Source organism: Ignavibacteriales bacterium, from assembly GCA_026390595.1.
Taxonomy (GTDB): Bacteria; Bacteroidota; Ignavibacteria; order UBA10030; family UBA10030; genus UBA9647.
On sequence record JAPLFQ010000023.1, the window covers coordinates 239,540 to 261,819 of the forward strand.

At 53.3% G+C, this 22,280-nt stretch carries 14 protein-coding genes; 6 read left to right on the forward strand and 8 right to left on the reverse strand.

The features are described from left to right. Positions 1-76: 76 nt before the first annotated feature. The 3 genes from NTU47_13230 to NTU47_13240 all read right to left on the reverse strand — a co-directional run bounded on the left by NTU47_13230 (position 77) and on the right by NTU47_13240 (position 2,563). Positions 77-1,099, reverse strand: a complete 1,023-nt coding sequence (locus tag NTU47_13230; protein ID MCX6134769.1) for an ATP-dependent helicase — start codon at positions 1,097-1,099, stop codon at positions 77-79. A gap of 36 nt (positions 1,100-1,135) precedes the next feature. Further along, positions 1,136-1,504, reverse strand: a complete 369-nt coding sequence (locus tag NTU47_13235; protein ID MCX6134770.1) for a four helix bundle protein — start codon at positions 1,502-1,504, stop codon at positions 1,136-1,138. A gap of 66 nt (positions 1,505-1,570) precedes the next feature. Then, the gene (locus NTU47_13240) at positions 1,571-2,563 is read right to left on the reverse strand and encodes an ATP-dependent helicase (protein MCX6134771.1); all 993 of its coding nucleotides are present in this window, start codon (positions 2,561-2,563) and stop codon (positions 1,571-1,573) included. A 193-nt stretch (positions 2,564-2,756) separates the two neighbouring features. Here NTU47_13240 and NTU47_13245 point away from each other — a divergent pair, with 193 nt between their 5' ends. The 4 genes from NTU47_13245 (at position 2,757) to NTU47_13260 (ending at position 7,939) form a co-directional block, all read left to right on the forward strand. Continuing rightward, positions 2,757-4,004: an acetate kinase gene (locus NTU47_13245; protein ID MCX6134772.1), complete on the forward strand. Its 1,248-nt coding sequence runs from the start codon at positions 2,757-2,759 to the stop codon at positions 4,002-4,004. 106 nt (positions 4,005-4,110) lie between these two features. Then, a complete protein-coding gene (locus NTU47_13250; GenBank protein MCX6134773.1) occupies positions 4,111-4,725 on the forward strand; it encodes an AraC family transcriptional regulator in 615 nt (204 codons plus the stop codon). Between the two features lie 570 nt (positions 4,726-5,295). Then, complete coding sequence (locus NTU47_13255; GenBank protein ID MCX6134774.1) at positions 5,296-5,508, forward strand: cation transporter; 213 nt, start codon at positions 5,296-5,298, stop codon at positions 5,506-5,508. A 184-nt stretch (positions 5,509-5,692) separates the two neighbouring features. Next, on the forward strand, positions 5,693-7,939 hold the full coding sequence (locus tag NTU47_13260; GenBank protein ID MCX6134775.1) for a heavy metal translocating P-type ATPase: 2,247 nt from the start codon (positions 5,693-5,695) through the stop codon (positions 7,937-7,939). Positions 7,940-8,039: 100 nt separating this feature from the next. Here NTU47_13260 and NTU47_13265 read toward each other — a convergent pair whose 3' ends face one another. From NTU47_13265 to NTU47_13285, 5 genes are all read right to left on the reverse strand, one after another. Continuing rightward, the gene (locus NTU47_13265) at positions 8,040-9,005 is read right to left on the reverse strand and encodes a DUF4249 family protein (GenBank protein ID MCX6134776.1); all 966 of its coding nucleotides are present in this window, start codon (positions 9,003-9,005) and stop codon (positions 8,040-8,042) included. Positions 9,006-9,321: 316 nt separating this feature from the next. Further along, positions 9,322-11,538 (reverse strand): TonB-dependent receptor, encoded by a 2,217-nt coding sequence (locus NTU47_13270; GenBank protein ID MCX6134777.1) that lies wholly within the window; start codon positions 11,536-11,538, stop codon positions 9,322-9,324. A 127-nt stretch (positions 11,539-11,665) separates the two neighbouring features. After that, positions 11,666-12,676 carry a hypothetical protein gene (locus NTU47_13275; protein MCX6134778.1) on the reverse strand — a complete coding sequence of 337 codons (1,011 nt, stop codon included), beginning with the start codon at positions 12,674-12,676 and terminating at the stop codon, positions 11,666-11,668. 24 nt (positions 12,677-12,700) lie between these two features. After that, entirely contained in the window at positions 12,701-14,899 is a 2,199-nt protein-coding gene (locus NTU47_13280; protein ID MCX6134779.1) for a YCF48-related protein, read from the reverse strand. A gap of 10 nt (positions 14,900-14,909) precedes the next feature. Continuing rightward, positions 14,910-15,929 carry a carboxypeptidase-like regulatory domain-containing protein gene (locus tag NTU47_13285; protein MCX6134780.1) on the reverse strand — a complete coding sequence of 340 codons (1,020 nt, stop codon included), beginning with the start codon at positions 15,927-15,929 and terminating at the stop codon, positions 14,910-14,912. A gap of 879 nt (positions 15,930-16,808) precedes the next feature. On the opposite strand from NTU47_13285, the gene glgP reads away from it, so the two are divergent. Together glgP and NTU47_13295 are read left to right on the forward strand one after the other, a co-directional pair. Further along, a complete protein-coding gene (gene glgP / locus NTU47_13290) occupies positions 16,809-18,932 on the forward strand; it encodes an alpha-glucan family phosphorylase (GenBank protein ID MCX6134781.1) in 2,124 nt (707 codons plus the stop codon). A gap of 482 nt (positions 18,933-19,414) precedes the next feature. Beyond that, the gene (locus NTU47_13295; GenBank protein ID MCX6134782.1) at positions 19,415-22,207 is read left to right on the forward strand and encodes a hypothetical protein; all 2,793 of its coding nucleotides are present in this window, start codon (positions 19,415-19,417) and stop codon (positions 22,205-22,207) included. Positions 22,208-22,280: the final 73 nt, after the last annotated feature.

Here is a 22,280-nt window from a genome sequence, read left to right on the forward strand (position 1 = left end):
ATTAGCTATTGGCTGTTAGCGATTAGTTCCCCTGTCTTCTGTCTTCTGTCTTCTGTCTTCTGAATTCTGTTTTCCGCTACTCCACCACCCAGGGTTCCAGCAGGTTCTCACCCACGCCTTGAATGAAGCGTGAGGGCTTTGTCAGGATTAATCCGCTCTCACGGTCATACACATTCATAGGGTACGTAATGAAGAGGTTGTCCTTGGCCCGCGTACAGGCGACGTACATAAGCCGTCGTTCCTCTTCAAGATCGTCATCGCTGGCGACCGAGCGCATGGTGGGAAACCGCCCCTCGAGTGCATAGATGATGAACACGGAGTTCCACTCCAGGCCTTTCGCGCTGTGAATTGTGGAGAGTGTCAGGAACTCCTCCTCGGGGCCGGGAGATTCAACATCAACAATACTCTCATTTGGAGGTTCCAGGGCGAGATCGGTCAGCAGTGTTTCAACTTCCTTGTAGCGCTCCGTGATGTTCTGGAACATTTCGAGGTCTTTTTTCCGCTTCTGGTGGTCGTCATAGCGGCCGCGCAGAATCGGTTCGTAGTATTGAAGAACCTGAAATGTCTTTTCTGCCGGTGGAAGATTCGGCGGGGCGGCGCGTTTGAGGAGTTCAAAAAGGTTCTGGATGTTCTCCGAATAGTCATTGAACTGCATCCAGAATTTCGTCGTCGGGAGCGTTTCGGCCCCGTCACGCGCGGGCAGCACACGGTGTTTGAGGATATCGTCGATCACCTTCTCTGCCGTTCGGGGTCCGACGCCGTCGACAAGGAGAAGGATTCGATTCCAGGAGACGACGTCACGCGGGTTCTCCAGCACCCTCAGGTAAGCGACCACGTCTTTGATGTGCGAGGTCTCAACAAATTTGAAGCCGCCGAACTTCACAAACGGGATGTTCGCTTTCGTAAGCTCGATTTCAAGATCAAACGAGAGAAACGACGAGCGAAACAAAACGGCCATGTCCTCAAGCGGCACCCCCTGTTCGCGCAGCTCGAGGATCTTCTGCACAACAAACCGCGACTGCATGTTCTCATTCTCGGTGGAGACGAGTTGCGGGAGACTGCCGCCGGGACGGCGAGTGTAGAGTTCTTTGTAATACATAGAAGAATACAGGAGTCAGGAGTCAGGAGTCAGGAGTCAGGAGTCAGGAGTCAGAATTGCTCTGCGATAACTGGTCAGAAGTTTGCTGACCTCGTCAAGCAGAGGAGCAATCGTATGTGGATTGCCATATTGAAGATCGCTGCTGAGAATCAAGTAATAGCGACATTCCTCAATGGACCCTTGGCTTATGTTGAAAAATCGTGCCTTGTCCGCCTTCCCGGTTTTCTTGAACCCTTCCGCGATGTTCGCTGCGATCGAGACTGCGGCTCGCCGCAGCTGTGATGTCAACCCGTAGAGTTCACTCTTCGGGAATGAATCTGTATACCGGTAAACACCCAACACGAATTGATGAGCCTTCTGCCATACCATCAGATCTTCAAATGTCTTCGCGGGATTTCGTTCCATGGTTGGCTCCAAAACGCATGTATCAACGCAAAATATTCTGGATTCTGAATTCTGGATTCTTCATTCTCAACTGACGATCGCCCCTCTTTTCAAGATCTCATTCGCGAGGTTCAGAATCGGTTGTGTGCTGCGGAAGTTCTCCTCAAGCTTGACCACCTTGCAGCCGGGGAATTCTTCCGGAAAGCTCATGATGTTGCGGATTGTGGAACCACGGAACGAGTAAATGCTCTGAGCGTCATCTCCTACAACCATGATGTTCTTGTGCTTGAGCGCGAGAAGCTTGACGAGTTCCGCCTGCACCCTGTTCGTGTCCTGGTATTCATCAACCATGATGTACTTGTACTTGTCAGAGAGCACCGACCGGATTCCCTCCTCCTGCTTCAGGAGCAGCGCGAAATTCACCAGCAGGTCATCGTAGTCCATCAGGTTGTGCTGACGCTTGTACTGCACGTAGCTCTTGTGCACGGTCTGGATATCATCTTCGATTTCAAGGTACTGCGGGTAATCGAGCGCGAGAATCTCCTTGACCGGTGTCATAGTGTTGACCGCCCTGCTGTACAGGTCGTACAACGCCTCTTTTCTTGGGAAGCGCTTTTCTCTCGTGTCAAACTTCAGCCTCGTTCGGATGAGATTGACAACATCCTCCGCATCCCCCTGATCGAGGATGGTAAAGTTCATCTCGTACCCGAGTTTCGCCGCATATCGGCGGAGCACGCTGTTCGCGAAGGAATGAAACGTACCGCCGGAGATTTGTTCGCAGCGGCTATCGAGCAGGATCGATGCGCGGCGGAGCATGTCCTGTGCTGCCTTGCGGGTGAATGTCAGAAGCAGGATATGATCCGGCTTCACGCCAAGCTCCACAAGGTACGCGACGCGGTACACCACCGTTCGAGTTTTCCCCGTTCCTGCGCCTGCAATAATGAGATGAGGACCGTCGACAGAAGTCACGGCCTCATACTGAGCAGTGTTCAGTTCTTTCTCATAATCAATTCTGAAACGCTGCGGGTGAACAAGATGCAGGGTATCAGTGGGAAGTTGCTTGAGTGTGAATTTCTTCATTCCGAAACGGTTGTGTTATTGTTGAGAAGATACACCAAAAATTGTCAAAAGTGAAATTGGCCGGCTTGAGTTTACCGCAATAAAGATGTAGCTTCGTACTGCAATGTTTTTCTGAACGCGTCACGCACCGAATCCTCCAACTTTAAAGACAACCTAACGCGGTCATCGGCTTGCCGATCCGCCCCCGACTCCTATGAATATCCTCGTCCTTAATTGCGGAAGCTCGTCACTCAAATTCCAGATCATCGAAACCGATCTCGAAATCATCGAGAAGAACGCTGACATCCAGAAGGCCAAAGGCCTCATTGAGCGCATCGGCGGCCAATCGTTGATCAATTTTCAGGCGTCCGGCCGGCCGGCCATGAAACAGGCTGTTGCGCTGCGCGATCACCGCGCGGCACTCGACTATGTTATCCGGTGGATTATTTCTTCCGAATCGCAGGTTCCCGGCATTCACTCGCTCGCCGACATTCATGCCGTCGGTCACCGCGTGGTCCATGGCGCCGAGAAATTCACCAAGTCGGTCATCATCGACGAGGCGGTCACCAGAGGCATCGAGGACTGTATCGAGCTGGCGCCGCTTCACAATCCGGCCAACTTGAAGGGTATCGCTGCTGCCCGCGACGTCATGGGCCCCGGAGTTCCACAGGTCGCCGTGTTCGACACCGGATTCCACTCAACGATGCCCGAGACGTCGTACCTCTACGCGATTCCTTATCAATTGTATCGCCGGCACAAGGTACGCCGCTACGGATTTCACGGTACGTCCCACAGATATGTCGCATACCGATACCGCCAGCTCACCGGCAAAGACCTTGAGAACACGAACATCATCACGATCCATCTGGGCAACGGATGCTCGGCGTGCGCGATCAAAGCGGGCTCATCCATCAACACCTCGATGGGGCTCACACCGCTGGAAGGACTCGTGATGGGAACCCGCGGCGGCGACCTCGACCCGTCGGTGATCGAGTTTCTTGCACACAAAGAGGCGATGTCGTTGAACGAAATCGATGCGATGTTGAACAAGCAGTCCGGACTTCTGGGGCTTTCTGGGCTGACGAACGACATGCGTGATCTTCTTGCCGAGGAGCAGGAGCATCAGGATCGACGCGCGAAACTTGCTATCGACATTTTCTGTTTACGCGTGAAGAAGTATATCGGCGCCTACCTTGCCGAAATGGGGGGAGCCGACGCCATCGTCTTTACGGGCGGTATCGGTGAAAACTCAGTCCCCGTCCGTCAGCGCATCTGCGCCGGCCTCGAATGGCTTGGCATCGAACTCGATGAATCAATCAACGGCACATTGTATGGCGGCAAAGAAGGCGAAACAGGAACGAAGACCAGCAAGGTCAAGATCTTTGTTATTCCGACCAACGAGGAGCTGCTCATCGCGCGTGACACGGTACGCAGCGTCAAGAACGCACCACGACGCTGGTAGCACTCACCGCAGAGATATCTGACACTAGCCACGAGAGCACGGAACAGATCATTTACTCTGTTCCGTGTTTTCATTTCAAAGACGCTCCGTAACACAGCGAGACACTATGCCCGCGCAACCCAGGAAGAAGCACGAAAAACTGACAACAACGCTCTACGTGAAGAACATGGTGTGCGACCGGTGCACCCGCGTCGTGCGCGAGGAACTGACCAAGATTAAACTCGACGTTCGAAGCGTTTCGCTGGGAGAGGTCGTCGTCGCCGGCGCCGCGCAGGAGCTTCCGATGGAGGACATCAAATCAGTTCTCGGCAAGAACGGGTTTGAACTCATCGAGAACCGGAAAGCGAAGACGATCGAACAGATGAAGCTTGCGATCATCACCTTTGTTCGTGAAGATCGTGACACGTTGGGCAGGAAGCTCAGGTTCCCGGAGTACCTGAGCAAGAAGCTGGGCCTCGAGTATCATCATTTGAGCACTCTGTTTTCCTCCGTCGAGAACGTGACGATCGAGCAGTTTGTCATTCTTCAGCGAATTGAGCGAGTGAAAGAGCTTCTCAAGTACGGCGAGTTGACCCTCAGCGAAATTGCGTATAAACTTGGATACAGCAGCGTGCAGCACCTGTCGAATCAATTCAAGTCCGTCACAGGATTCACCCCCACCAAATTCAGGTCACTCACCGGACAGCAACGAAAGCCGATTGACCGGGTAAGCCGCTCGTGACATCCTTCGACTTCGCGCCGACTGTGAATCGTCGGCGCTGCGCTCAGGATGCAATGAACTCGTTAACCTGCCTGCATAAAAAACGTCAGTCTGAGCGCAGTGAGCGCTCTTCGCGAACGTAGTCGAAGACTGTACCAAGCCTTCGATAAGTGTGCCAGCCCCCGTGCGTCCTTCGACTCCGTCCCACTCAAAAATGAGCGGGACTACGCTCGGGATGGCGATGGCTTTTTGGGCTGCTCGGAAGAAGAGCGACGTCAGTCTGAGCGCAGTGAGCGCTCTTCGCGAACGTAGTCGAAGACTGTACTCGGCCTTCGAATGTAATTCAAATCCGTTCCGTTTCTGTTTCGTTCCCGTGATATCCGTGGTTTCTTCTACCCTGTACCCACCTTGAAACCCTGTAACAAAGACTCATAAAAATGTAACGTCTCTCCCCGGAAGAATTCGCATATTTGTGAAGCGAAGGAGCATTCCCAATGAATGTCTAAGGTGCCTGTAACATCCTTCGACTCCGTCCCGACAAAACATGTCGGGACTCCGCTCAGGATGAAGAATAATCAATTGAGGAGGGCAATGAAAATTCAAGATCTTACAATTGAAGGAATGTCGTGCGGGCACTGCGTCATGCACGTCAAGAAAGAACTCGGCAAAGTTAACGGGCTTACAATCGAAAATGTGGAGATTGGCAAGGCCCGCGTTCAGTACGACGAAACGAACGTGACACCTGATCAGGTCTCGAAAGCGATCGAGGAAGCCGGATACAGGCTTGTCTCTTCATCCAAGTAAGATCACTCGTCATGTGAAGTTGATTGTTTTCAAGGCAGAGACGCCGAGCCCGCAGAGCACCGCGGAGAATCGCGCGTTGGACACTCTGCGATACCCAGCGGCCACGGCGACTCAACGTTGAGAACCGGAATCACGAAGCGGTCTCTCGCAACGAGAACTGCACAACCCAATCGAGACAATACAGATGGATCATTTTCGAACATTGACACTCCCCGTCGAGGGGATGACCTGCGCAAGCTGCGTCGCTCGCGTGGAAAAGGCGCTGAAGAAAGTCGAGGGCGTCGAGAGCACTGCGGTCAACCTGGCGACCGAGAAAGTGACGCTTTCGTTCGATCCTGCGAAAGCGAACCTCACGGAGCTTGCCTCGATGGTAGATGAAGCCGGATACAAGCTCCTTCTCCCCACTCTTGTCACAACGCAATCCGCGTCAGGCAGTGGCGAAAGCACGCCCACCCAAACACACCAGGAGCAAACCTACCGGAAACTTAAGTCGGATTTTCTGTTCAGCGCTGCCCTGACGATTCCAATCATGTTCATCAGCATGGTGAGCATGGCCGAGTGGTTCATGCGTTGGTCTCCCCTCTCCATGGACGAGGTCAACAAGCTTCTTTTCCTGGCGACAACGCTGATTGTTTTTGTTCCCGGGAGGCGATTTTTTCAGGCCGCGTGGAATCTGGCCAAACACTTCTCAGCCGACATGAACACCCTTGTGGCAGTCGGCACCGGTACCGCTTACATCTTCAGCGCTTTGGTTGTCCTGTTCCCGGAATGGCTTCCCACGGCCGCCGCGGAGAATGTGGTGTACTTCGATACCGCGGCGACGATTACAACTCTCATTCTGATGGGCAGACTTCTTGAAGCGAAAGCCAAACAACGAACGACAGACGCCATCAAGAAGCTTCTCGGCCTTCAGCCCAAGACTGCTCGCGTCTATCGGAATGGCGGTGAACTCGACGTTCTGATCGGCGAGTTGATTGTCGATGACTTGATTATCGTCCGGCCGGGAGAGAAAATTCCTGTGGATGGGATCATCACGAGCGGCTCGACATCGATCGACGAATCACTCGTTACCGGCGAGAGTTTGCCGGTCGACAAAACGACGGGTCAGAAGGTCATTGGCGGGACAATCAACAGTAACGGGAGCATTGAATTCCAAGCAACTGCCGTCGGCAAAGACACCGTCATCGCCAATATTGTCCGGCTGGTGGAAGAAGCACAGGGATCAAAAGCGCCTATTCAGGCGCTGGCTGACACGATCGCTGCGGTCTTCGTTCCCATCGTCATCTCAATCGCGGTTGTGACGTTTCTCCTCTGGTATTTTGTTGGCGGACTTCCATTCACAGCAGCGATGATCAATTTTATCGCCGTGATGATTATCGCGTGCCCATGCGCACTCGGATTGGCGACGCCCACGGCAATCATGGTTGGAACCGGCCTCGGCGCATCGCATGGAATTCTGATCAAGAATGCGGAGAGCCTTGAGAGGGCTGAGAAAATTCAGACGATTGTCCTCGACAAAACAGGCACAATCACGGAAGGCAAACCGTCAGTGACGGATTTTGAGGTGTTGAGTGGTTTTGAAGAACAGCGCGTGCTTCAGCGTGTCGCTTCGCTTGAGAACAAATCGGAACATCCGCTTGGGAGGGCGGTCGCAGACTATGCCAGGAAGCATGGAGTATCACTGGTAAGCGTAGATTCATTTGAAAACATGCCGGGATTCGGGTTGCGTGGAAACATCGGGTCTGACGCGATTGTGGTTGGGAACAATGGGATGATGGAGAAGTGGTCCGTCCAGATCTCGGTTGCTCAGGAAATCTCAGCCCGATTATCGCGGGACGGCAAGACTCCGGTTCTGGTTGCTTTGAACGGAGTGCTCTGCGCTGTCATCGGGATTGCCGACACAATCAAGCCGGGATCAAAAGAATCCATCGCCGAATTGCGGCAGATGGGTTTTGACATTATGATGATCACGGGTGACAACGAGCAGACAGCGCAAGCGATCGCGCAGCAGGCTGGCGTTACTTCCGTCATTGCCGGAGTCCTACCCCAGGGAAAGTCGGAGCATGTCAAGCGTCTGCAGCGAGAGGGAAAGAGAGTCGCAATGGTGGGCGATGGAATCAACGATGCGCCGGCCCTCGCCCAGGCCGACGTGAGCATTGCGATGGGAAGTGGCACGGATGTCGCGATGGAAACTGCAGATATTACACTGATGCACAGCGATCTTCAGGGGGTCGTTGCTGCGATCCGGCTTTCAAAGCGGACCATCCTGAGCATCAAACAGAATCTCTTCTGGGCCTTCATCTATAATATCATCGGCATACCTGTCGCCGCACTGGGCCTGCTCAACCCGATGGTCGCTGCCGCCGCCATGGCAATGAGCTCGGTGAGCGTCGTTTCGAATTCTCTGAGGCTGAGGCGGTTTCGGATGTGAGAGAAAGCAGCACTCAACAATCGGCGGTCAGCACCCGATCTTTCACTTCTTCCGTCTTACCAACCCGAACTGAAAACGCCCTCACGTTTCACCCCTTCGTTCAATTGGGAATGTCATAGTACACTGAGTCTGTCACCATCGCGCCGAAGAGCCCCAAACCGCCGTTGATGTTCGTCCAATCCGGCAAGTCCGTTCTGATTGAGATCGCGTCCTGGTAACCGTTGGTGATGTTGTAGTACGTATAGAGATTTTTCTCAACCTGTGTGAGAACGAAAAGCGCACGACGAATCCAGAGTCCATTCCCATATTGCCTCTGAAGCTCGTTGACCTTCGCCTTGTAGGCTGTGACAAAAAACATGCTTCCTTCTAACTGCAAGCTGCCGGGCGGACCGGGAGCCGAGCCCCTCCGAACAAGCTTCGGGAAACCGTAGTATTGTGTTGTATCCACTATGAACACAAACTTCGGAACTTCCGTCCTCATCCGAACCCACGTTGAATCTTGCAAAACGTCATACTCAAGGAAGAACCTGATCAAACAGCCGTACGTCAAAGGGCTGATGAATGCCTGCACGCCGAGATCCTCCGCGGTCCCGTCTCTGACACGACTCAGACTTAGCATCATAGGATTAGACAGTTTCAGGTATCCTGTATCGGGGACGATGACGCTTGTCTGAACGCTTCCGTCCAATGGTGTCAAAACGTCTAGTGTATGGGTCTTGCCTGTCCGGACGCGATACGGAAACGCCATATACGCGACGACGTTGTCGTCGAACCTGCTTGCGTCGCTTCGGGGGACTGTGGTCTCACGGTATTGAACAACCAATCCCCCCTGGGATACCGTCACAGCAGCGCCTCGCACGGCCTGGTCCTGCAAGACATCGTACGGATTGAACCCGGGCGGATCGTACGTTTTCAGAACTCTGACGTACTGCGTGTCCGATCCGTTCGAGAGGATGGCGAAAACAGCCAGCTTCTGTTCATACTGCCCCTTGGGCGAGAACGGTTTCTCGCAGCCGATGAACAGGAGCATCACGACAAGGAGAATATGTTTCGATAGTGACTTCATCTTTCAGAGGATGTCAAAAAACGGACCGCCGAGGACTCGAAACACCGTCCCACGGTCATCGTGGCAGTGCATGAGATTCTCCCGTCATACCGCGCCGCCCCAGATGCTCTTCGACAGTTGAACTGTCGAAGATGGGCCAATGTCCGAGAGTTCAACTCTCGGACAACAAGGGTCATGTGTTTTTTTATATCGGTTCTTGACGCAGACTTTGTTGACAATGTTCCTCTGCGATTCTCCCCGCCAGACCGCGTGGCGGGCTGGTGCGGACTCAGCGTCTCCGCGATGAAGACTACAATATGATTTGTTTGAACTGGCACTAGAACTCCAGACTCAGTGTCGCAGTCGGGAACACCGGCAACATATCGACTTGCTGGCCGGTTTTTCTGTCGAAGTAGAACAAGTTCTTGTGATTGTAGGCATTGATGATGCTCACTCCGATGGATCCGGAGAACGGACGGGCAGTGAATCGATACGTCGCATTGACATCGAGCCGATGGTATGTCGGGAGCCGCGCCGCATTCTTGTCTCCAAGCCGGATGTACGGTCCGGGTGTTTCCGAAACCCAAGGCCCGCGAAAAATGTTCGTCAGCGCCAGGCGATCGTAGTACCCAATCGTTTGCGTATACGGAAGCCCGCTTCCGAATTGCCACCTCGCCCCCACCTCGAGTCCTTCAATGGGTCGATAGGTCACCAGGAGATTCAGCGTATGTCTCCGATCGTACCGGGGGTTGTAGGTGAAACCCCTTGTCGTAACCGAGGTCCAGGCCAGGCTGTAGGCCCCATAGAGATCGATCGCATTCGTACCATACCGCAACAGCGTTTCGAATCCGTACGCCGCTCCAGTCCCGTTGATGTAGTCCGGATCCTGCGAATCGATCTTATCCCGGTTATAGAGTACGAGCGACCTGTAGTCTTTGTAGTATCCCTGGAAACTCGCTGAGAAGTTTCGCAGGGGATTGCCCTCCAAGCCGACAACATAGTGGTCGGCCAGTTCGGGCTTCAACTGACCGGCAAGCTGGACCCATGTATCGAAGATCGAGATGATGTCGTCTTCGTTGTTGAGCGTGATCAGACTTTGAGTGAAGCGTCCGTACGACACTTTCCCCACCCAAGTCTGCCACAGCGGGTAACTGAGATTCAGCCGCGGCTGGACGACCTCGAAACCGGCGTCACGGCTCATGAGGCTTCCCAGATCAAGATTGACACCGAGATCAGCTTTCAGAAGCCCTGCCGTAAACTGGTACTGGGTCCAGACCGAGGCTTCCGCGAGATCGCTGTAGTAGTGTAGATGAACTCCCGCGTTGTTTACGAGCCAGTCTTCGAGCATTGGGAAATTGAACTCGAAACCGAAGAGAAACAGATCGTGATTGTCTGTATAGAGCGTCCCATTGACGCGGACGCCAGCTTCCCGGACACTTGCTGTGGATGACGAGATGTCGGGCGACGATTTCGCGTCCCGGGATCCCGTGAAACTGTTGCCGTACCCGACGACGTTGACATAGAGCCGGTCCTGGATCAGGCTTGATGCCACCAGTCCAAACGCGCTCGTCTTCCACGAATAGTCCGGTTCGTTCGGGTTTGAAGATCGCATCACATCACCGCTGGTGAACCACTCAACGCTGTATTTCCCCTGTCCCTCCCCATCCACCATCGTGAACTTCAGGAGCGCGTCGTAGAATGAAAGCGGGATATCCTTGTTCAGAAATTTGCCCAGAGTCTGGGAGAAGAGCGATTTCCTTCCACTGACCAGCCAGTTTGTGCCGCCCATGGAAGGGCCATTCAGCTCTAGCTTCGTGGAAAGAAAGTTGATGTTTCCCCGCCCGGAGATTTTCTTGGAGTCGCCGTCTCTCGTCGTCATGCTGACAACTGATGACAGCCTCCCCCCGTACTCCGCGGGAAAGGCACCCGTATAAACCTCGGTCGTCTTGATGAGGTCGGAATCAAAAATGCTGAAGATACCGAAAGCGTGGTACGGATTGAAGATCTTCATCCCGTCCAGGAGGATGAGATTCTGATCTCCCGCACCCCCGCGGACATAGAACTGAGACGTCACATCGCTCGTCGAGACGATTCCCGGCAGGATGCCGATCGATCTGAAAACATCATCCTGGGCTGCCATCGGCACAGAACGGATGTCGCGCTGTTCGAGAATGTGCACGCTCGTGTGAATTTCTGTGAGCTCTTTCTTTCCCTTTCCCGTAACGTCCATACCCGACATTTCCACCGGCTTCGACGGAAGCTCAAAATTGACCGTCATCGACGCACCTGACCGGACGGTGATCTCCTTCACCCGTGACTCATATCCAACAGAGCTCGCCGAAATCTGATACTGCCCGGGAGGGACACTGGTGATAAGATAAAAACCCTGGAGATTGGAGGAGGCGCCTTTGCTCGTATTCAACAGGAGGATATTCGCGAAAGGTATTCTCTCCCCCGTTGAACTGTCCGACACAATGCCTCGAATGTCCACGCCCTGGGCGACGAGGAGACACGGAAACAGAAACAGAAGTGTAAGTTGGCGAAGTCTGTTCAAGACGCGTTTCCTGGTTGAGATTGCATGATGTAAACGGTGAGATACAGCGTCGGTGCTGTGTGAATGTGCAGCTAGTCGCTTGCAAAGTAAAAAAACGACTCAATTCAAAGTTCCAAAAGAATCCGCATCACTTGTTCCCCCAGAAATTCGCCGGCAGAAGCTGCACGAGTGAATCAAGATTGTACCCTCCGATCAGCCCGAGGCTTCCGTTGACGGGCGAGGCGATTGATTCATCTAAACGAATCGAGTACGGGTCAAATGAGGGATGAACACTGGTATAGTACTGCACAAGGTTCTTGTCCCCCTGCAATATCACGAGCGTCACCCATTTGAAGATTACGCGGTTGGTGGGATATTTCGAATTGACCCAATAGACGATGGCCCGATAGTACCCGTTCTTGTAATTGAGCGCGATTCTCGACGTCGCCGGTGTTGCCGCGAGTTGCGGGTACACCGCGTGATCAAGAGTATAAAGCGTTGAATCTGCCGAGTTGAGCGGCACTTCCACGCGCTCACTAAACCACTGATTTCCTTTTTGTACGTCGTAGTACAACAGCAGACGGCTGAGGATCCCCTTGGCAGCAGGGGACAACCCGACTACGAACGATAGTTGAAAATCATTCGGATAATCGCGAGGAGTATTCAAGGCTTGCTCTACACCTTGTGACCTCGAGATCTGACTGCTTCCGGGAACTGTCACACTCGCAGATGCAAGGCCATATCTCCTGGATTGGATGACCATCTCGTACGTCGCTTCACCAATTGGAGTGAAGTCTCTCAGCACAAACGAGCGGATTGGAAAATTGTACCGGCTTGTGTCCTGCCGTGGCAACAACGTATCAGCAAAGAAGTAACTGCCATTTGAAGCATTCAGGGCGACACGCACATCATCCAATGAATTGTCGGTGGTATGTGACAGCGGGTTGTAATCCGGAACAGAATAACTCTGCTGTACCAGGACATATTGGTTCTTGTGATCAGTCGAGAGGACAGAAAACACCACCATCCGCTTATCGAGTGGACCCTGAGGGTCGAAAGACTGATCGCAGCCGGAATTGAGAAAAACGCCGGCGACCAACATGAGAAGTCCCAACGTCAATAGTCTGATATTCTTCAACTGCAGAGAATTGCTGCTCAACGATTCACCTCACATCACCAGATCCTACCTCAAGTAAAGCATTTTTTTTGTTTCGATCGATCCGCCTGACATCAAGCGATAATAATACACGCTGCTTGGTATTCCAGCGCCATTCCACTTGACGGTGTAGGTTCCGGGCATCTTCATCTCATCCACCAGCACCGCAACCCTTCTGCCAAGTACATCATAGATCTCCAGATTCACATGACTGAGAGCAGTCAACTGATAGCTGATTGCAGTACCTGGATTAAACGGGTTTGGGTAATTCTGCTCAAGCAAAAAAGTCGGAGAGCTGCCCGTGCCATTCTCTTTTGCGACCGATACTACCGGAGGCGCGAATGTAGTCAGAATCATTCCTCCATCTCCGATCATGAATCCATGAAGCGGATCAATGAACGTTACAGCGTTTGCAGAGGCATCCCATGGCACATTCAGGCTCTCCCATGACAATCCTCCATCGAGCGATCGAAGGATGCACATGCTGTCACCGACGGCATAGGCAGTATAGTCCCCCGAAAAGGCAACCCCGCGCAATGCATTGAGCGTGCCACTTGGTTGTTGAGTCCATGAAACACCGCCATCTTCCGTTCGCAAGATTGTTCCTCTGTTGCCGACTGCAATTCCGAGGGTCCCTTTGTTGAAGGTGAGACTGTGCAGATAGGGAACTGAGCCAAACCCCGATACAGTTGACCATGATAGACCTCCATCTATAGTTCGCATGATCGCCCCCGCCTCAGGATGATTGAGAACAACTCCCTCTTGATATCCACCGACCACGAGTGCTTCCTTCGGCGATCGAAATCGCACGCAGCTGAACTCTGGCCCCTCACCGAGCTTAGCGAACGACCAGGTAAGCCCCGCATCAGTGGTTCGCCAAATGAGGCTTTCTTGGAATCTGGTCCTGGGATCCCCGGGCAACCTGTTTGTGTCCTTCTTTCCAACAACCAGACCCAACGTCAAACTCGAGAATGCGATGCTCGAAATGGTGATGTCTGTGGGGAACACTCTCGGGAGCGTATCCAGGTACCAGGAATTGCCGCCGTTCCTTGTCCTCGGAAGGAATCTCCCGTAAATACTGCTACAGAGGACTGTATCCCGGTCTGCGATCCCAACAGCAAAGAGATGCGCGTCCACTTTGCTTTGCTGCTCATGCCATGACAGCCCCCCATCGGTTGTCTTCAGAATGCTGCCCAAATTTCCCACCATCATCCCAAGAGAATTGTCGTAAAACTGAATGCCGTACATGGGCATCCGCCGCCCCGGGGTTAAGAAACGCCATGTATCCCCACCATCGGTCGTTCTGTAGACTTCTCCAAAAGAACCGGCAATCGTTCCCACATTCGGGTTGGTGAATGAGATCGCCGCGAACCACGCGGTCGTGTATTTTCCGTGAGCATTCCAGGATTTTCCCCCGTCCGTTGTGCGCAGGACTGTGCCGTTGTCTGCCCCAATGGTGCCGATAGCGAAGTCCGAAGAAGCGACCGCCCGCAAGTGATCCCTAGTGCCACTTTGCTGTGCATTCCAAGTGACACCTCCATCTTCTGTCCGCAGGATTGTTCCAATCTCGCCGACAGCAGTGCCAACAGCGGAACTAAAGAATGATACGCCATCCAATTCCACATCGACTCCGCTGTATTGGCGGTTCCAGCTCGCTCCTCCATTTGCGGTCCGAAGAATTGTCCCTCCGGCTCCCACGATTGTCCCCTCGTTAGCATTGAGGAAGTTCACGAAATTCAGGGTCGTGCTCGGAGCGCCGTATTGGAGAACCCAGTTGAACCCACCGTCCGTCGTCCGATAGATGGAGCCAGCGTCCCCCACAAGAGTCCCGGTCGTTGCGTTGATGAACGCAATGCTCAGGAGTCGGTTTGAAGTCCCGATCTTCAATTGTCTCCACGATACACCTCCATCGGTCGTCCGAAGAACTGTGCCCGCTGCACCGACCGCCATTCCGGTCGTCGAATTGATGAATGAGAGACCGTATAGCGTCACCGTGACTCCGGATCGAAGCACTTGCCAGGTCGCTCCGGCATTAGTCGTCTTCATAATGGATCCCTGGTCTCCCGCGACGAAGATGAGATCCTGCGTGACGGTCTGAACCGCCCTGATGTGACTGCCACGCGGCCGCGGGTTGTACCAGTACCAATCCTGCTGAGCCCAGCTTTCGGCGGCAACACCCAGAAACCCGAAGAGAAAAACTCTCCAACCCATTTTGCTCGCTCTCATAGGCTTGCTTTCAATAATGTATAGTATACCTCAGCCTTGGTTTGTTGGCTGTTGCCTGCACAGAATAGAAACCGACGGGATATACGAATCCTCCTCTGATTTCAACGACTGGACTTACACCCTGGACTTGCTGCCTGGCCAAGAGTACCTTAAGTCCGTCAGTTACAAGCACAGCGGAGTATTTTCCAGGCGCGGTGTTAACAACAGTGCCAGAAAAAAGGAGAGCACCAACACCTGGCTGATTGGCATATGTCAGTAAAAGGGAGGGGCTAAGCTCGATAACATATGTTTGGACATCAAACGGAGCATACTCTTTGTCAGTGCAAAGCTCGAGAGCCCCCTCAACAAGAGTGACGCTGGGTTGATTCAGCAAGGGGGGAAATTGAAACGTGAGAAAGATGTTGCGCTGGACGCCACCTACGTACATCCCCAGGCTGTCTACGCCGTTTGCTCTGAGATACACGCGGTCGTTGTTCGGCCACACTGGAAAGTACGAGTTGGGAAATACTTGATCCACATATTGGGTTGTCAACGCGTTTCCGGTTAGTACTGTATCCTTGGTCAGCGTCACATCGAACCTCTGTGTGCTGTCTCCTACTACCACGGGGGCAATCGATGGGTTGTAATCGGGGTGAGTGACCACGAGGGAATCAGACACTTGAGGGACGTTGAAGAACTGAAATCGCCCGGAAATATCCGTTACGTCGACATAAGTAGCGAGTTTTACGCGTGCGCCGGAGATCGGTCCGTCAACTGAATTGACGACGTACCCCGAGATGTTCATTCGCTTGAAATCCAAAAAGACGTTCATCGGCACATCTGCGTCCACATGGATTTTCTCCGAGTAATCCAGCAAACCCGATTTATGAGCGGTCAAAAGATGATCGCCGGCGGCAACGCCTCGTATGCTGTACGATCCGTCTGAAGCTGATGAGACATCTACCGCGCCGCACGACACGATCACCCCGGCAACCGGGTTAGTCGACCCTGCCAGATAACACTTCCCCGAGACCGTCCAGACGTCGACCAAAGAATCCGCCGGGCCCTCTTGCTTACATCCATTCATCCTAGAGAGGAGTATCAGCCAGGAGACAAAGAAGAGTATTTGCTTTCTCAAGCCCAATCAATACCTCAAGTTATCTTCAATTGGATTCGACGTGCGAAATCAACGGATCAACATGATATTTCGCGTCAGCACAAAGCACCTGTGTGAGTTATCGCGATAGACACGATAGCATTTCCCATCTGGAAATATGCTCCGAGCTTCCCAAGACGATCTATATCACACCCGCGGCAGTTCCAAAGCTGACCAGCCCCCCGTTCAATGTGCCGGCGAAAAGGTGAGTTCCCATCGACACCAATGCATACACAAATAGGTTTGTTAATCCCGAGTTCCGGCCTTTCCAGCTATCCCTACGTCAGTCGATCGAAGGAATCCACCACCGAAGACACTGGCATATAGAGTTGTGTCATCGACAACTAACGCCGTGATGGAACCTCTGACCAATCCCGCATTCAAATGCTCCCAGTGTTGCCCACCGTCAGAAGACGTTGCCACCAAGGAACGAAATTCGTCCGCCATTATCAATTCGCACAAATACCGACAAGAGGGATTGGGAATACAGAAGGCAGAATGGAGAATTCAGAAGACAGAAGCCATGTTCGCGGTCAGCCGTCTTACGTCTCTCGTCTCACCAAATGGTTTCGAACGGTGCCGAAATGAATTTCGGGATACTGTCTTGGTCTTCCGTCTCATGTCTTGCGTCCTTCCAATCGGAACCAGCACCGCCCTCACTTCTCACTTCCTTGGAATTGAATCAGCCTTCACTTTCTCTCATTTTTCCTCTGGAATTTCCGCTCATTTTTTTGCATTTTTAGCAATTCGATTCGATTTCTATGATCAACAACGGTGATTCTATTGAGTAACGGTAGTCTCAAGACTTCTGCTGAACGCCTGCAATCTCTCGCACGCAATCTTTGGTGGACCTGGAACCCACAAGCCCAGGAGATTTTCCGGGAACTCTCCCCCCTGATCTGGGAACGATCAAACCACAGCGCAGTCGAAGTTCTTCACGAAGTCTCTCACACCGAACTTGCCGCCCGTCTGCACGATCCGGATTTTCAGAAGAGAGTGCATCGGGTCCTCGAGGACTTCGAATCATACATGCAGACAAGCGATACGTGGACTTCACATCAGGCCCATCGGCTGTCTCATCCTGTCGCCTACTTCAGCGCTGAGTTCGGGTTGCACGAATCACTTCCTATTTACTCAGGCGGACTCGGCATTCTCTCCGGCGATCATACCAAATCCGCAAGCGATCTCGGCATTCCCTTCATCGGTATAAGTCTCTACTACCGAAACGGCTATTTCCAGCAGCACATCGGTCCCGACGGATGGCAGCAGGAATCCTATCCCGTGTACGATCCGGTGCGCCTTCCGCTGGAGCTCGTGACCCGTGAAGAAGGGGGTCGACTGCTGAATTCAGTGGAGATCGGCCAAAGCACCGTTCATTTCCAGGCATGGCGGCTGCGTGTCGGACGCGCAACCATTTATCTTCTCGACACGAACCTTCCTGAGAATGACGAGCATTTCCAGGGACTCACCGGTCATGTCTATGGCGGCGATGTCAATACCCGGATCGGTCAGGAAATTGTTCTGGGGATCGGCGGCGTTCGGCTGCTGCGTTCGCTGGGGATCGAACCTTCGGTCTTCCATATGAACGAAGGACATTCAGCGTTCCTTACACTCGAGCTATTCCGCGAACAGGTGAAACAGGGAACAAGCATCGAAGATGCCCGGAAGTCTGTTTCGTCCCGATGCATCTTTACAACTCACACCCCGGTGCCGGCGGGACACGACCGGTTCAACGCCGGGCTCATTCACCACACGCTCGACCGCTTCTGGAGTGATACGGGATTGACCGGCGAACAGCTGATGGCGTACGGGCGGATCAATCCGGACGATCCGCAGGAAATGTTTACGATGACTGTGCTTGCCCTGAAGATGTCGCGTGCTGCAAACGGCGTGAGTGAACTTCACGGACAGGTGAGCCGGGAAATGTGGAAAGAGATGTATCCACTGAATCCGGTCGCTGAGGTTCCCATCGGCTACATTACGAACGGAATTCATACTCCAAGCTGGGCCACGGCCAAAGCTCATGAATTCTGGAACAAGCGGCTCGGTGTTGATTGGACTGCGAAGTTGATGGATCCTCATTATTGGAGCAAACTCGAAAACGGCGAGGTGGCAACCGATGGCGAGCTGTGGGCTCTCCGGTATGCGCTTCGAAGGGATCTTGTCGAGTTTGTACGTCTCAGGCTGCGGGCACTCCAGGGAAGAGGCGAGGGAGATGGTTTCGGTTCGATCGACAGGACGCTCTCACCTGATGCCCTCACGATATGCTTTGCCAGACGATTTGCGACCTATAAGCGGGCTCCTCTGGTATTCCGACATCTGGAACAAATCATTGCACTCGCCAACGATTCGAATCGCCCCGTTCAGTTTGTTTTTGCCGGGAAAGCGCATCCCCGCGACAACGAGGGGAAACGCTTCATGCAATCCATTGTCGAAATGACTCGCCATCCTCAGTTGATTGGCAAGGTGGTCTTTGTTGAGAATTACGACATCAATGTCGCCCGGTATCTTGTTGCCGGCGCGGATGTATGGCTCAACACTCCCCGACGTCCCCTGGAAGCGAGCGGCACAAGCGGCCAAAAAACCGTGATCCATGGAGGCGTGAATCTCAGCATTCTGGACGGATGGTGGCAGGAGGGTTTCAAGGACACGAACGGATGGGCCATCGGCGACGGTAGTGCAGAGGCAGATCTCGAATTGCAGGACGAAAGGGATGCTGAGGATCTTCTTCAGACGCTCTCCGGGCAGATTGTTCCCGAATTCTACAGCCGCAATGCGGAGGGGGTTCCCGAGAGCTGGATCAAACGAATTCGGAGCTCCATGCGCAGTCTCATTCCTGTTTACAATACCGATCGAATGGTTGCTGAATACTATACGAAGTACTACGCCAACCGATAGAAATTCCCGTGAATATTCTTCGCTAAATCATCCCTATTGGAAGCACAGGCTATAGGTGTTCCGACGGGACAGAGAGACCAGGAAGATCAGAGCAAGTGTTTTCGATTAGGTTTCGCTGATGGAACCATTCGATCCACCTTTCCGCAAGAATAATTCCTGCTCCGAGAATGAGTTCTCCCGCCAGTATTGACATTCCGCTCATCTGTGAATATCTTGACCTTGTATAATTTGGAAGCATCTCCAGTCCGCACGGAGGGGGTAAAGCAGTTCGGACAGGGGAGCCGTCGGGACGGATTGATACCCCCGCGATCTCTCCGTGAAGAATATTTCCAAAAGCGCCACCAAGTCGCGAAGACACTAAGATCTGAGAGTACATCTTTTCTCTTTGTTTTCTTTGTGTCCTGGTGCCTTTGTGGCAGAATTCTGGCTTTCGCTTTCGGTAGTTCGTCACTCTCACTCTTCAATACCACGACAAACGCATCATGGCTTCAAACTCCGAAGGCGGCACCCGCAAACTCGCCGCCATCATGTTTACTGACGTCAAGGATTTCTCCAAGAAGATGGGCGAGAATGAAGGCGCCGCTATGGAGGTCCTTAAGATACACGACGATGCGATGCGCGATCTCGTGGCGCGAAACACCGGGGTTGTGATCAAGTCATTGGGTGATTCGTTCATGGTTGACTTTTCAAGCGCCGTGAACGCCGTTCGTTGCGCGATTGAAGCACAGGAACTCTTCCACAAGCATAGTACCGGCAAGCCCGAATTCGAAAAGATCCAGATCCGCATCGGTATCCATCTCGGCGATGTTATGACCATTGGCAATGACCTCTACGGCGACGGGGTCAACATTGCCGCGCGGATTGAAGCGATCACCGAGCCAAACCGCATCTGTGTTTCCTCCGAAATCTACAACCAGGTCAAGAACAAGATGCCGATCCGTGCTTACAACATGGGATCGATAGACCTGAAGAACATTGCTGAACCGGTTGAAGTCTTCGAACTCCTCCTCGACTCCATCCCGGGGCTTTCTGAGCCATCCGAATCGGCCAAGAGCCGCCCAACCCGCCGCAAAGCTGATCTTGTCGCTGCACAGGAACATGAAGAGGCCACCCGCGTCGAAGCTGCCAAACAGAAAGTCGATGACGCGCAGGAACGTGATAACGCCGAGAAAATGGCGCGCGCGAACGAGCATTACGCAAAAGCTGAGGAATATTTCAAAGCCGGCGACCTGACCAAGGCTGAAGAAGAGATCAAGGAGATTTACAAAGTCGTCCAGATTCATTACGAAGCTCAGATGCTGATCCTGCAAGTTGAGGAGCAGCGGGCCGTCCGCGATGAGGATGACCGCCGCCGAAGGGTCAAAGAGGAAAAGCAGCGGAAGGAAGATGAGCGAAAACAGCGGATTGAGAAGTGCCTTGACGTGGCGCTTGGCTTTGTTGAGCAGGAACAGTATCAGGAGGCGTTGAACGCGTTGCAGGAGGTGTACACGCTCGAGCCGAACAACGAGCAGGCCAAGCGCATCGAGAAGCAGGTCCAGTTCGCTGAGGAAGCTCGTCTTGAACGTCAGAGGCTCGAAACACTTGCTGAAGATGAGCGTGCTAAAGAGGAGTCTCTCAAAGTCGAACGTCAGCGGGCGGAAGAGGTCGCAAAAGTCACGCTGGAGAAAGTCGCTGCCGCCCGGAAGGAACAGCAGAGAGTCCCGAAGACGAAGATCTATATCGGCATAACAGCGGTCGTGCTTCTGCTTCTCGGGGCCACCGCAACGTACTTGCTGACACGGGTATCCTTGAGGAAACCCGGCACCATAGCTGTTCTCCCCTTCTCAGCCGGCCAGGCGGACGATGGCTACATCGGGGAAGCGCTTTCGGCGTTTGTGGCAGACGAAGTGGCGAAAACACCAACCGTGTTGGTGGTTGATCCTGCCAGCGCCCATGTCTTTGGCGCCAACACCGCACTTCTTCAAAGCCAGGCCTCTCCGACTGGTATCACCCACGCACTGCGCGGATCAGTTTCGGTGAACGGGACTTCTGTCACATTGAAAGCTCAACTGTTCGAGCTCGGAGACGAGAAAGCACTCTGGGAGACGACGCTGCAGGGTACCATCCCCGATCTGAATTCCCTCGCCGCACAAACCGGCGCGGCTCTGTTCAAGTTCATGGATATCGAGGCGGCACCGCGCACGGCAGCCCGCCGCTCCGAAAACGCGGAAGCGTTCGCTCTGTACTTGCGTGGATTTGTGTTGTCGCTGCACCCAGGCGGAACTTCGACTCAGCAGGCCATTGTCTATCTCCATGATGCATTGCGGCAAGATTCAACGCTCACTCCTGCGAAGCTGACGTTAGCAAGGGTCATGCTGAATGAATACCAGCAGGGCAAACGGGACGAAGCCATGCTCGAGACCGCATTCTCTTTCGTCCGGGAAGCTGTCAAGGCAGACCCGAACAACGCCTCCGCCCATGCCACCCTCGGGCAGGCGTACCGTTACATGCAGCAATTCGACCGGGCACGGAACGAGATCGCAGCTGGTTTGTCGCTGCAACCGGGAAATGCTGCCTGCAATCGTGAACATGCACTTCTCTCATTGATTCAGGGAAACACTGATGAAGCATTGCAGTACGCAGAATTGGCCATGAAAACTGATCCACGGCATTATCGGTCGTACGAAGTGAAGGGAATTATCGATCTTTTCAAGGACCAGCACGAGGATGCCTCGCGGCAGTTCGAGCAAGCGACGTTGTTGGGGGGGCCGGATTCTCTTCTGACAGTTGGGTATAAGTTCCGTCTGTGGGTTTCGCTGGACCAGGAAGACAGGGTCCTGGACTACTGTCAAAGAATGATGGAGACCAGCGACGATCGCACAAAAATCCTCTTGCACTACTGGATGGGGCGGGCGTACTCGTTGAAGGGAAAATTGAACGAATCCAACGCGAGTTTTGATCAGGGCATCACGCTCGCCGAGCAAGTCGTCCTGACGAAAGATCCAAGAGACGTGGCTACGCTGGCCGCGTACGCACTTCTCCAGGCGAGACGGGCAAAAACCCCCAAGCGCGCTGTGCAGGCGATAGAACAAGCCATGGCACTCGACTCGGCTGCTTCGAAGTTGCACTACTGGAAGGCGCGCGTGCACGCAATTCAGAATGATAAGCAGGGCGCAATCGCCGAACTGACGAAAGCCGTTTCGCTCCAGTACATCTTTACCGAAATCCTCGATCCCGATTTCCTCTCTGTGTGGCAGGAACCCGGCTTCAAAGCAGCGATCATTCGAAAGAATTGATAGAAGTATTGATCAACTGCCCCCTCTGCTCTCAGAACCACGAACGCCGCAGGCAATCGGCAATCGAAAATCG